Raw genomic sequence first — 12,424 nt, 5'->3', positions numbered from 1 at the left:
TCTCTCTGAGGCCGGTTGGCCACTTTGGGTATATACCCTGCATAAAGCCCCTCTCGATCGGCCCACAAGGCCGGTCATTCCCCTAAAAATGACAACAATTGAGGCCACCATGCTCAAACACGCGGTCATTCCGTTTTTTCTCGGTGCAGGTCTGCTGGCCGGCGCGCCGTTTGCTCAGGCGGCTAACCTGGTGTACTGCTCCGAAGCGAGCCCCGCAGGTTTTGACTCGGCCCAGTACGTGGCCGGGACCGACTTCGATGCCGGGGCCGAGGCCATTTACAACCGGCTGACCCAGTTCGAACGTGGCAGCACCGCCGTGGTGCCGGGCCTGGCAACCCGCTGGGACATTGCCCCGGACTTGCTGACCTACACCTTTCACCTGCGCGAGGGCGTGAAGTTTCACACCACGCCATGGTTCAAGCCCAGCCGCAACTTCAACGCCGACGACGTGCTGTTCACCTTCAATCGCATGATCGACAAGGACCAGCCGTTCCGCAAAGCCTACCCCACCGAGTTTCCGTACTTCACCGACATGGCGATGGACACCAACATCAAGCAGATCGAGAAGCTTGATGACTACACGGTGAAGTTCACCCTGGCCACGGTCGACGCGGCGTTCATCCAGAACATCGCCATGAGCTTTGCCTCGATTCTGTCGGCCGAGTACGCCGACCAGTTGCTCAAGCAGGGCAAGCCTGCCGACATCAACCAGAAGCCGGTCGGCACCGGGCCGTTCGTGTTCAAGAGCTACCAGAAAGACTCCAACATCCGTTACACCGGCAACAAGGAGTACTGGGCACCTGGCGATGTGCGGGTCGATAACCTGATCTTCGCCATCACCACCGACCCGTCGGTGCGCATGCAAAAGCTCAAGCGCGACGAATGCCAGATCACTGCCTACCCGCGCCCGGCCGACCTGGAGTCGCTCAAGGCCGACAAGAACCTGAAAATGCCCGAGCAGGCCGGTTTCAACCTCGGCTATATCGCCTACAACGTCATGGACAAGATCAAGGGCAGCGACGCGCCCAACCCGCTGGCACAGTTGAAAGTGCGCCAGGCGCTGGACATGGCGGTCAACAAGCCGGCGATCATCAGCGCGGTGTATCAGGGCGCAGGTCAGCTGGCGGTCAACGCCATGCCGCCGACCCAGTGGTCTTATGACGACACCATCAAGGACGTACCTTTCGACCTCGACAAGGCCCGCGCCCTGCTCAAGGAAGCCGGCATCAAGGAAGGCACTGAAATCACCCTGTGGGCGATGCCCGTGCAGCGGCCGTACAACCCCAATGCGCGGCTGATGGCCGAGCTGATCCAGGCCGACTGGAAAAAGATCGGCATCAACGCAAAAATCGTCAGTTATGAATGGGGCGAATACCTCAAGCGCGCCAAGGCCGGCGAGAACGGCGCCATGCTGATCGGCTGGAGCGGCGACAACGGTGACCCGGACAACTGGCTCGGCACGCTGTTTGGCTGCGATGCGGTCAACGGCAACAACTATTCGAAATGGTGCGACCCGGCCTTCGACACGTTGATCAAGCAAGCCAAGTCCAACCCGGACCAGGCCAAGCGCACCGAACTGTATAAACAGGCGCAGCACCTGCTCAAGGACGCCCTGCCGCTGACCCCTATCGCGCACTCGACGGTTTACCAGCCGATGCGCAGCACGGTAGAGGACTTCAAGATCAGCCCGCTGGGCCTGAACTCCTTCTATGGCGTCGGCGTGAAGTAACCCCCGCAGGCGGCGCCGCGAATAACGGTGCCGCCTTGCCAAGGAGCATTCCTACAGCATTTGAAGACTCCGGACCGACATACCGCAGGCTTTGACCGACCTATTGTTGTCGGCTGTCGCACCCAGGCCACAAGCCCGGATTACCCAGCCCATGGCGCCGCGCCTTACCCGGCTCGTTGCGCGCCCAGAATAATAAGGAAAACCATGTACCGATCGCTCGCAACGACCTCATTCATCAGCCTGGCCCTGCTGGCCGGCGCTCCCGCCGTCCACGCCGCCAACAGCCTGGTGTTCTGCTCCGAGGCCAGCCCCTCGGGCTTCGATACCGCGCAATACACCTCGGCCACCGACAACGATGCCGCACAACCGATCTATAACCGCCTGACCGAGTTCGAACCGGGCGGCACCGTGGCCGTTCCGGCGCTGGCGACCTCGTGGGATGTTTCGGCAGACGGCCTGGTCTATACCTTTCATTTGCGTGAAGGGGTGAAGTTCCACAGCAACAAGGCGTTTACCCCCAGCCGCGCCTTCAATGCCGACGACGTGGTGTTCACCTTCAACCGCATGCTCAAGGCCGATCATCCGTTCCGGGTCGCCTACCCCGCCGAATTCCCGTATTTCACCGGCATGGGCATGGACAAGAAAATCCGCTCGGTCGAGAAAACCGGCCCGCTGACCGTGGTCTTCACCCTCAATACGGTGGACGCGGCCTTTATCCAGAACCTGGCGATGAGCTTTGCCTCGATCATTTCAGCCGAATACGCCGAGCAGTTGATGGCCAGCGGCAAGCCGCGCGACATCAACCAGCAGCCGATAGGCACCGGGCCGTTCATCTTCCAGCGCTACCAGAAAGACGCGCAGATTCGCTACAAGGGCAACCCCGATTACTGGGCGCCGGAACAGGTCAAGCTCGACCAGTTGATCTTCTCGATCAACACCGACGCCTCGGTGCGCCTGCAAAAGCTGCGCAAGAACGAGTGCCAGGTAACGTTGCACCCGCGTCCCGCCGAGGTTCCGGCCCTGAAAGCCGACCCGCAACTGAAAGTCATCGAAATCCCCGGCTATAACCTCGGCTACATCAGCTACAACGTGCGCCACGCGCCACTGGACAACCTGCAAGTGCGTCAGGCGCTGGACATGGCGGTCAACAAGCAGGCGATCATCGATGCGGTGTATCAGGGCGCCGGCCAACTGGCCGTCAATGCCATGCCGCCCAGCCAGTGGTCTTACGACACCAGCATCAAGGACGCGCCCTTCGATCCCGACAAGGCCCGCGAACTGCTGCGCGCCGCCGGGGTCAAGGAAGGAACCGAGTTGAACCTGTGGGCCATGCCGGTGCAGCGCCCGTACAACCCCAATGCCCGGCTGATGGCCGAAATGCTCCAGGCCGACTGGGCCAGGGTCGGCCTGAAGGTACGGATCGTCAGCTACGAATGGGGCGAGTACCTCAAACGCAGCAAGAACGGCGAACACGATATCTCGCTGATCGGCTGGACCGGCGACAACGGTGACCCGGACAACTGGCTCGGCACGCTTTACAGCTGTGCGGCGATTGGCGGCAACAATTATTCGATGTGGTGCGATGAGCAGTACGACCGCCTGATAAAGGCGGCGATTGCCACCACCGACAAAGGCCAGCGCACCGAGCTGTATCAGCAGGCGCAGCGTTATCTCAAGCAACAGGTGCCGATCACCCCGATTGCCCACTCGACGGTCAGTCAGCCTTTGCGGGCCACTGTCGAAGGCTTCAAGGTCAGCCCGTTTGGGCGCAATAACTTTTCCGGCGTCAGCGTTGCCGACTGAGCCCCTGGCAGGAGCACCACCCTTGAAACCGACGTATCTGCACTGGCCGCTGGCATGGGCCTTACTGTGTGCCAGCGCGGCGGCAGCGGCTAAACCGCTGGTGGTGTGCACCGAGGCCAGCCCCGAAGGCTTCGATATCGTGCAATACACCACGGCGGTCAGTGCCGATGCTTCGGCCGAGACGCTGCTGGAACGACTGGTCGCCTTCACGCCGGGCACCACCGACCCGGTGCCGGGCCTGGCAGAGCGCTGGGAAATCAGCGCCGACGGTATGCACTACACCTTTTATCTACGGCGCGGGGTCAAGTTCCAGACCACAGCGGACTTCACGCCTAGCCGGGCGATGAACGCCGATGATGTGCTGTGGAGCTTTGAGCGCCAGCTCGACCCTACTCATCCCTGGCACGCGCTGTCAGGGGTCGGCTTCCCGTATTTCGAAAGCATGGGGTTTCGCCAGTTACTGAGCAGCGTCGAGAAACTCGACGACTACACCGTGCGCTTCAACCTGTCGCGGGCCGAAGCGCCTTTTCTGCGCGACCTGGCCATGCCCTTCACCTCGATCTACTCGGCTGAATACGCTGATCAGTTGTTGAAAGCCGGCAAGACCGAATGGCTCAACAGCAAACCGGTGGGCACCGGGCCCTTTATCCTCACCCGCTACGCCAAGGACGCCCAGGTGCGCTTCAAGGCCAACACGGACTACTGGAAAGGCCCGCCGCCCAGCGAAACGCTGATCTTTGCCATCACCCTGGACAGCAACACCCGCCTGCAAAAGCTCAAGGCCAATGAATGCCAGGTGGCGCTGTACCCCAAGCCCGACGATATCGAGGTGGTCAAGGCCGATCCACAACTGGCCATCGACGAACTGGAAGGCTTGATGACCAGCTATGTGGCGCTCAATACCCGCAAGCCGTACCTGAGCGATGTGCGGGTGCGCCAGGCGATCAATCTGGCGTTCGACAAGCCGGCGTATCTCAAGGCGCTGTTTGGTGACAACAAGGCTACAGAAGGCGTCGGACCTTACCCGCCAACCCTGATCGGCTACGACCCGGCCCTGCAAAACCCGGCCCGCGACCTTGAACAGGCGCGCGCGCTGATCAAGCAGGCCGGCGTGCCCGAAGGCCAGGTATTGACCCTGTTTACCCGCAATGGCGGCGGCGTGACCAACCCCAATCCGCTGCTTGGGGCGCAGATGTTGCAGGCAGATCTGGCCAGAATCGGCCTGAAGGTGGATATTCGCGTCATGGAGTGGGCCGAGATGCTGCGGCGCGCCAAGGCCGGCGAGCACGACATGGTGTTTGCCGGCTGGGCGGGCGACAACGGCGACCCGGACAATTTCCTGACCCCCAACCTGGGTTGCGAGGCGGCGCGCAACGGCGAAAACTATGCGCGCTGGTGCAACACCGCCTTCGACGCGGCGATCACCCAGGCACGAGGCACCACCGAACCTGCGACTCGGGCGGCCCTCTATAAGCAGGCCCAGCAGGTGTTCATCCAGGAACGACCCTGGATCAGCCTGGCTTATCCCAAACTGTTCATTGCACGGCGCCACAACGTCGAGGGCTTTCATGTCAGCCCGTTGATCAATAACAACTTCTCGACCACGAGCGTGAAGTAAAAAAAACAGCGCCACACCCCACAAGGGCAAGGTGCCAAGCCTGACCGGCCGATTGAGGACCACCACACAATGTTGAGTTTTATTGCCCGCCGGGTGGGGTTACTGATCCCCACCTTCTTCGGCATTACCCTGTTGACCTTCGCGCTGATTCGCCTGATTCCGGGCGACCCGGTCGAAGTGATGATGGGCGAGCGCCGGGTCGACCCGGAAATGCACGCCCAGGCCATGGAGCGCCTGGGCCTGAACAAGCCCTTGTACGAGCAGTACCTGGATTACATCGGCAAGCTTGCCCAGGGCGATCTCGGTGAATCGCTGCGCACCCGCGAAAGCGTCTGGCACGAGTTTCTGTCGCTGTTCCCGGCCACCGTCGAGCTGTCACTGGCGGCGCTGGTGTTTGCCGGCGTGCTGGGCTTGCTGGCCGGGGTCACGGCGGCGCTCAAGCGAGGGTCATTGTTCGATCACGGGGTGATGGGCATTTCGCTGGCCGGTTATTCGATGCCGATCTTCTGGTGGGGCCTGATCCTGATCATGTTCTTCTCGGTGACGCTGGGCTGGACGCCGGTGTCGGGGCGCATCGACCTGCTGTACGACATCCCGCCGGTCACCGGCTTCATGCTGATCGACACCCTGCTCAGCGACGAGCAAGGCGCGTTTCTCGATGCCCTGCATCACCTGATTTTGCCGGCCATCGTGCTGGGCACCATTCCGCTGGCGGTGATTGCGCGCATGACCCGTTCATCGATGCTCGAAGTGCTGCGTGAGGATTACGTGCGCACCGCCCGGGCCAAGGGCCTTTCGCCGGCACGAGTGGTATTCGTGCACGGCCTGCGCAATGCGCTGATTCCGGTGCTGACCGTGTTCGGCCTGCAGGTCGGCGCGCTGCTGGCCGGTGCGGTGCTGACCGAGACGATCTTCTCCTGGCCGGGCATCGGCAAATGGCTGATCGAGGCCATCGGCGCCCGGGATTACCCGGTGGTGCAAAACGGCATTCTGCTGATCGCCTGTCTGGTGATCCTGGTCAATTTCGTGGTGGACATCCTCTACGGCCTTGCCAACCCACGCATCCGTCATCAGCGCTGAGATCATTCCCATGAGCGATAACACTCCTGCGGTAGCAGTCGATCAAAGCCTGCTTTATCCGTCGCCCTTCAAAGAATTCTGGCAAGCCTTTGCGAAAAACAAAGGCGCGGTTGCCGGCCTGCTGTTCATGATCGTCATCGTCTTCTGCGCGCTGTTCGCGCCGTGGGTCGCACCGCATGACCCCAGCGAGCAATACCGCGACTTTCTGCTGACCCCGCCGGCCTGGCTCGAAGGCGGCCAGTGGCAGTTCATCCTCGGCACCGACGAACTGGGCCGTGACCTGCTGTCGCGGCTGATTCATGGCTCACGGCTGTCGTTGCTGATCGGCTTGTCGTCGGTGGTCATGTCGTTGATTCCGGGCATTCTGCTGGGCCTGTTGGCCGGCTTTTTCCCGCGTTTTCTCGGCCCCTCGGTGATGCGCCTGATGGACATCATGCTGGCCCTGCCCTCGCTGCTGCTGGCCGTGGCCATCGTCGCGATCCTCGGCCCTGGCCTGATCAACACGGTGATTGCCATCGCCATCGTGTCGTTGCCCTCCTATGTGCGCCTGACCCGCGCTGCGGTGATGGGCGAGCTGAACCGCGATTATGTGACCGCCGCCAGGCTGGCCGGCGCCACCTTGCCCCGCCTGATGTTCATCACCGTGCTGCCCAACTGCATGGCGCCGCTGATCGTGCAGGCGACCTTGAGTTTTTCTTCGGCGATTCTCGATGCCGCCGCCCTGGGCTTTCTGGGTCTGGGCGTGCAACCGCCGACGCCTGAGTGGGGCACCATGCTCGCCTCGGCGCGCGACTACATCGAACGCGCCTGGTGGGTGGTGAGCCTGCCCGGCCTGACCATTTTGCTCAGCGTGCTGGCAATCAACCTGATGGGCGACGGCCTGCGCGATGCGCTAGACCCGAAACTCAAGAACGCCGCCTGAGGAGATTCACATGTCATTGCTTGAAATCCGTAATCTCTCGGTGCGCTTCGGCGACGAAAAGGCGGTGCCGGTGGTCGACGGCCTGTCGTTGAGCGTCGATACAGGCGAGGTGCTGGCGATTGTCGGCGAGTCCGGCTCCGGCAAATCGGTGACCATGATGGCGCTGATGGGCCTGATCGATCATCCCGGCGTCATCAAGGCCGATGCGCTGAACTTCGACGGTCATGACCTGCTCAAGCTCAACGCCCGCCAGCGGCGCAGGATCATCGGTAAGGATATGGCGATGGTCTTCCAGGACCCGATGACCGCGCTGAACCCCAGCTACACCGTCGGCTTTCAAATCATCGAGGTGCTGCGCCAGCACCTTGGCCTGTCTGGCAAGGCCGCGCGGCAGCGTGCGCTGGAGCTGCTGGAAAAGGTCGAGATCCCCGGTGCCGCGCAACGCCTGGACGCTTACCCGCATCAACTGTCGGGCGGCATGAGCCAGCGCGTGGCGATTGCCATGGCGATTGCCGGCGAACCCAAGCTGCTGATCGCCGACGAACCGACCACGGCGCTGGACGTGACCATTCAGGCACAGATCATGGAGCTGCTGCTGAGCCTGCAAAAAGAGCAGGACATGGCGCTGGTGCTGATCACCCACGACCTGGCCGTAGTCGCCGAAACCGCGCAGCGGGTCTGTGTGATGTACGCAGGCCAGGCGGTGGAAATCGGCCAGGTGCCGGGCCTGTTCGAGGTTCCGGCGCACCCGTACAGCGAAGCGCTGCTGGCGGCGATTCCGGAACACAGCATGGGCGCCGAGCGGCTGGCGACATTGCCAGGCATGGTGCCGGGCCGTTACGACCGCCCGGCCGGCTGCCTGCTGTCGCCGCGCTGCCCGTATGTACGCGACAACTGCCACACCCAGCGACCGGGGCTGGACCCCAAGGCGCATAGCCTGGCGCGCTGTTTCTATCCCTTGAATCAGGAGGTGGCGTAATGAGCGTCGTACTGACTGCCCGCGACCTGACCCGTCACTATGAAGTCTCTCGTGGCCTGTTCAAGGGCCACGCCACGGTGCGCGCCCTCAATGGCGTGTCGTTCGAACTGGAGGCCGGCAAGACCCTGGCGGTGGTCGGTGAGTCCGGCTGCGGCAAATCCACCCTGGCGCGGGCGCTGACCCTGATCGAAGAACCGTCGTCGGGCTCGTTGCAGATTGCCGGCCAGGAAGTCAAAGGCGCCAGCAAGGCCGAGCGCAAGCAACTGCGCAAGGATGTGCAGATGGTGTTCCAGAGCCCGTACGCCTCGCTCAACCCACGGCAGAAGATCGGCGATCAACTCGGCGAGCCGCTGCTGATCAACACCGACCTGAGCCGCGCCGAACGGCGTGAAAAGGTCCAGGCGATGATGAGCCAGGTGGGCCTGCGCCCCGAGCATTACCATCGCTACCCGCACATGTTCTCCGGTGGCCAGCGCCAGCGCATCGCCCTGGCCCGCGCCATGATGCTGCAGCCCAAGGTGCTGGTGGCCGATGAACCGACCTCGGCGCTGGACGTGTCGATTCAGGCGCAGGTGCTGAACCTGTTCATGGACCTGCAACAACAGTTCAACACCGCTTATGTGTTCATCTCGCACAACCTGTCGGTGGTGCGTCATGTTGCCGACACGGTGCTGGTGATGTACCTCGGCCGCCCGGCGGAAATGGGCCCCAAGGACGCCATCTACGAACGGCCGCTGCACCCGTATACCCAGGCGCTGCTGTCGGCCACGCCGACCATTCATCCCGACCCGCTGAAACCGAAGATCAAGATCGTCGGCGAACTGCCCAACCCGCTCGACCCGCCAAGCGGCTGCGCGTTTCACAAGCGCTGCCCGTACGCGACCGCCCGCTGCGCCAGTGAAGTCCCGGCGCTGCGCGAGGTCGACCGGCGGCAAGTGGCGTGTCATTACGCGGAGCAGTTTGTCGCAGCCTGATCGCAACCCGTAGGAGCCCGCTTGCCGGCGACCGAGTGCGCCAGCGCTCGCAGAAATTTATGAGACGCTGAAAATTTACGACTGCTAGCGCAGCCGGTCGTCGGTATGCCGCCCAGGGCAAGCGCGCTCTTACGCGGGATAGCAGTTTGTCACGGCCTGATCGCACCTGTAGGAGCCCGCTTGCCGGCGACCGAGTGCGCTAGCGCTCGCAGAAATCTATGAAACGCTGAAATTTTACGACTGCTAGCGCAGCCGGTCGTCGGTATGCCGCCCAGGGCAAGCGCGCTCTTACGCGGGATAGCAGTTTGTCGCAGCCTGATCGCACCTGTAGGAGCCCGCTTGCCGGCGACCGAGTGCGCTAGCGCTCGCAGAAATTTATGAAACGCTGAAAATTTACGACTGCTAGCGCAGCCGGTCGTCGGTATGCCGCCCAGGGCAAGCGCGCTCCTTCTGGGGATAGCAGTTTGTCGCGACCTAATCGCAACCCGTAGGAGCCCGCTTGCCGGCGACCGAGTGCGCTAGCGCTCGCAGAAATTTATGAGACGCTGAAAATTTACGACTGCTAGCGCAGCCGGTCGTCGGTATGCCGCCTAGGGCAAGCGCGCTCTTACGCGGGATAGCAGTTTGTCGCAGCCTGATCGCAACCCGTAGGAGCCCGCTTGCCGGCGACCGAGTGCGTTAGCGCTCGCAGAAAGCTATGAAACGCTGAAAATTTACGACTGCTAGCGCAGCCGGTCGCGGGCAAGCGCGCTCCTACGGGGGGGATGTCGCTGGATGAAAGAATTAACCAAACAGTTAATTCTTGGGTTTATAATCGCCCGATTCCAAAACGGGTGCTTCAAAATGACACATCGACAACCACTTTCCGGGGTCGCCAGGTTCATCCTGCTGGGCCTGGGGATCATTTTTGTTCTGCTTGGCCTGGTCCTGGCTGCCAACGGTTTCCGGTTGGTGAGTGTGGGCGGTAGCTGGTATTTCCTCATCGGCGGCCTGGTCATGGCCGCCTCCGGTGGCTTGATCGCGGCACGCCGCACCGCCGGTGCCTGGCTGTTCGGCGCCTTCCTGCTGGGCACCGTCGTCTGGGCTTTGGCCGATGTCGGCCTGAAATTCTGGCCGCTGTTCTCGCGCCTGTTCATGTTCAGTGCCATGGGCCTGGCCGTGCTGCTGGTCTATCCGCTGCTGGCCCGCGCCAGCGGTGCTGCACCGAGCAAGGCGCCGTATGGCCTGGCCGGTGTTCTGGCAATCGGGCTGGTCATTGCGGTCGGCAACATGTTCGTAGCGCACCCAAGCGTCGCCCCGACCGGCGCCGGTCCCGGCCTGACGCCAGTGGACCCGGCCAACGCGCAGAAAGACTGGGCGCACTACGGTAATACCGAAGGTGGCAGCCGTTTTGCCGCGCTGGACCAGATCAACCGTGGCAACGTCGACAAGCTCAAAGTGGCCTGGACTTACCACACCGGTGATGTCGCGGTCAGCAACGGCAACGGTGCCGAAGACCAGCTGACCCCGCTGCAAATCGGCAGCAAGGTGTTCATCTGCACCCCGCACAACAACATCATCGCGCTGGACGCCGACACCGGCAAAGAGCTGTGGAAGAACGAAATCAACGCGCAGTCCGCCGTGTGGCAACGCTGCCGGGGCCTGGCCTATTTCGACGCCACCGCACCGATTGCAGCGCCTGCCCAGCCAGGCAGCTCGCCGGTCACCGCCGTCAATGTCGCCGCGGGCGGTAACTGCCAGCGTCGCCTGCTGACCAACACCATCGATGCACGCCTGATCGCAGTCGATGCCGACACCGGCGCGTTCTGCGAAGGCTTCGGCACCAACGGCCAGGTCGACCTGAAAGCCGGCCTCGGTAACGTGCCGGACTCGCACTACCAGCTGTCGTCCGCGCCACTGATGGCCGGCACCACCGTCGTGGTCGGCGGCCGTGTCGCCGATAACGTCCAGACCGACATGCCAGGCGGCGTGATTCGTGGTTTTGATGTGGTCACCGGACAAATGCGCTGGGCATTCGACCCGGGCAACCCAGAAGACCGCAACACCCCGGCAGACGGCAAGACCTATGTGCGCAGCACGCCGAACAGCTGGGCGCCGATGTCTTACGACCCGGCGATGAACACCGTTTTCCTGCCGATGGGCAGCTCGTCGACCGACATTTATGGTGTCGAGCGCAGCAAGCTGGATCACACCTACGGCGCTTCGGTCCTGGCGCTGGACGCCAGCACCGGTGCAGAAAAGTGGGTGTACCAGACGGTACATAATGACCTGTGGGACTTCGACCTGCCGATGCAGCCGAGCCTGATCGACTTCACCAAGGCAGACGGCCAATCGGTCCCGGCGCTGGTGATCGGCACCAAGGCCGGGCAGATCTATGTACTCGACCGTGCCACCGGCAAGCCGCTGACCAAGGTTGAAGACGTTGCGGTCAAGGCCGGCAACATTCCTGACGAGCCGTACTCGCCGACCCAGCCAAAATCGGTGGGCATGCCGCAGATCGGTGCAGGGCAACTGACCGAGTCGGACATGTGGGGCGCCACCCCGTTCGACCAGCTGCTGTGCCGCATCGACTTCAAGAAAATGCGCTACGACGGCCTGTACACCCCGCCCGGCACTGACCGTTCGCTGAGCTTCCCGGGATCCTTGGGCGGCCTGAACTGGGGTGGTCTGTCGACCGACCCGGTGCACGGTTTCATCTTCGTCAACGACATGCGCCTGGGCTTGTGGATCGAGATGATCCCTTCGCAGAACAAGGGCCAGGCCGCAGGCGGTGGTGAGGCGATCAACACCGGCATGGGCGCCGTACCGCTCAAGGGCACGCCGTATGCGGTGAACAAGAACCGCTTCCTGTCGATTGCCGGCATTCCATGCCAGGCGCCGCCGTTCGGCACCCTGACCGCCATCGACATGAAGACCCAGAAGATCGCCTGGCAAGTGCCGGTCGGTACGGTTGAAGACACCGGTCCCCTCGGCATCGCCATGGGCCTGCCGATCAATATCGGCCTTCCAACGCTGGGCGGCACCCTGTCGACCCAGGGCGGCCTGATCTTCATCGCCGGAACCCAGGACTTCTACCTGCGCGCGTTCAACAGCGCCAACGGTGAAGAAGTCTGGAAATCCCGCCTGCCCGTCGGCAGCCAGGGCGGCCCGATGACCTATGTTTCGCCGAAAACCGGCAAGCAATACGTGGTGATCACCGCCGGCGGCGCCCGCCAGGCGACGCAACGCGGCGATTACGTCGTGGCCTACGCCCTGCCGTAGCCCCTTCTTTGCCCGCCCTTCGGGGCGGGCAACTCTGCTTTGGCCCATCAGCGGTAAC

8 protein-coding genes are annotated in these 12,424 nt (G+C 62.7%); all 8 read left to right on the top strand.

Going from position 1 to position 12,424, the window contains the following annotated elements; genetic code table 11:
• Nucleotides 1–109 precede the first annotated feature (109 nt).
• The 8 genes from ACYAS9_RS18195 (at nucleotide 110) to ACYAS9_RS18160 (ending at nucleotide 12,366) form a co-directional block, all read left to right on the top strand.
• On the top strand, nucleotides 110–1,729 hold the full coding sequence (locus tag ACYAS9_RS18195; RefSeq protein WP_463569658.1) for an ABC transporter substrate-binding protein: 1,620 nt from the start codon (nucleotides 110–112) through the stop codon (nucleotides 1,727–1,729).
• Between the two features lie 204 nt (nucleotides 1,730–1,933).
• Nucleotides 1,934–3,532 (top strand): ABC transporter substrate-binding protein, encoded by a 1,599-nt coding sequence (locus ACYAS9_RS18190; protein WP_463569657.1) that lies wholly within the window; start codon nucleotides 1,934–1,936, stop codon nucleotides 3,530–3,532.
• Nucleotides 3,533–3,554: 22 nt separating this feature from the next.
• The gene (locus tag ACYAS9_RS18185) at nucleotides 3,555–5,150 is read left to right on the top strand and encodes an ABC transporter substrate-binding protein (RefSeq protein ID WP_463569656.1); all 1,596 of its coding nucleotides are present in this window, start codon (nucleotides 3,555–3,557) and stop codon (nucleotides 5,148–5,150) included.
• 69 nt (nucleotides 5,151–5,219) lie between these two features.
• A complete protein-coding gene (locus ACYAS9_RS18180) occupies nucleotides 5,220–6,230 on the top strand; it encodes an ABC transporter permease subunit (protein WP_459748855.1) in 1,011 nt (336 codons plus the stop codon).
• 10 nt (nucleotides 6,231–6,240) lie between these two features.
• Nucleotides 6,241–7,152 (top strand): ABC transporter permease subunit, encoded by a 912-nt coding sequence (locus tag ACYAS9_RS18175; RefSeq protein ID WP_463569655.1) that lies wholly within the window; start codon nucleotides 6,241–6,243, stop codon nucleotides 7,150–7,152.
• A 10-nt stretch (nucleotides 7,153–7,162) separates the two neighbouring features.
• Nucleotides 7,163–8,131, top strand: coding sequence for an ABC transporter ATP-binding protein (locus tag ACYAS9_RS18170; protein WP_463569654.1), 969 nt, complete (start codon nucleotides 7,163–7,165; stop codon nucleotides 8,129–8,131).
• Nucleotides 8,131–9,105, top strand: coding sequence for a peptide ABC transporter ATP-binding protein (locus tag ACYAS9_RS18165; RefSeq protein WP_463569653.1), 975 nt, complete (start codon nucleotides 8,131–8,133; stop codon nucleotides 9,103–9,105). The genes ACYAS9_RS18170 and ACYAS9_RS18165 overlap by 1 nt, the downstream gene beginning before the upstream one ends.
• 843 nt (nucleotides 9,106–9,948) lie before the next feature.
• Entirely contained in the window at nucleotides 9,949–12,366 is a 2,418-nt protein-coding gene (locus ACYAS9_RS18160; RefSeq protein WP_463569652.1) for a glucose/quinate/shikimate family membrane-bound PQQ-dependent dehydrogenase, read from the top strand.
• Nucleotides 12,367–12,424 lie beyond the last annotated feature (58 nt).

The sequence above is a fragment of the Pseudomonas sp. HP_08 genome, from assembly GCF_055284095.1.
Note: the sequence above shows the minus strand (reverse complement) of the source record. Positions and strands in the feature narration are given on the sequence as shown.

Excerpts from the sequence above, each read along its gene's own strand:
- ACYAS9_RS18195 (WP_463569658.1), top strand. The coding sequence starts at position 110 with ATGCTCAAACACGCGGTCATTCCGTTTTTTCTCGGTGCAGGTCTGCTG.
- ACYAS9_RS18190 (WP_463569657.1), top strand. The coding sequence starts at position 1,934 with ATGTACCGATCGCTCGCAACGACCTCATTCATCAGCCTGGCCCTGCTG.
- ACYAS9_RS18180 (WP_459748855.1), top strand. The coding sequence starts at position 5,220 with ATGTTGAGTTTTATTGCCCGCCGGGTGGGGTTACTGATCCCCACCTTC.
- ACYAS9_RS18175 (WP_463569655.1), top strand. The coding sequence starts at position 6,241 with ATGAGCGATAACACTCCTGCGGTAGCAGTCGATCAAAGCCTGCTTTAT.
- ACYAS9_RS18170 (WP_463569654.1), top strand. The coding sequence starts at position 7,163 with ATGTCATTGCTTGAAATCCGTAATCTCTCGGTGCGCTTCGGCGACGAA.
- ACYAS9_RS18165 (WP_463569653.1), top strand. The coding sequence starts at position 8,131 with ATGAGCGTCGTACTGACTGCCCGCGACCTGACCCGTCACTATGAAGTC.
- ACYAS9_RS18160 (WP_463569652.1), top strand. The coding sequence starts at position 9,949 with ATGACACATCGACAACCACTTTCCGGGGTCGCCAGGTTCATCCTGCTG.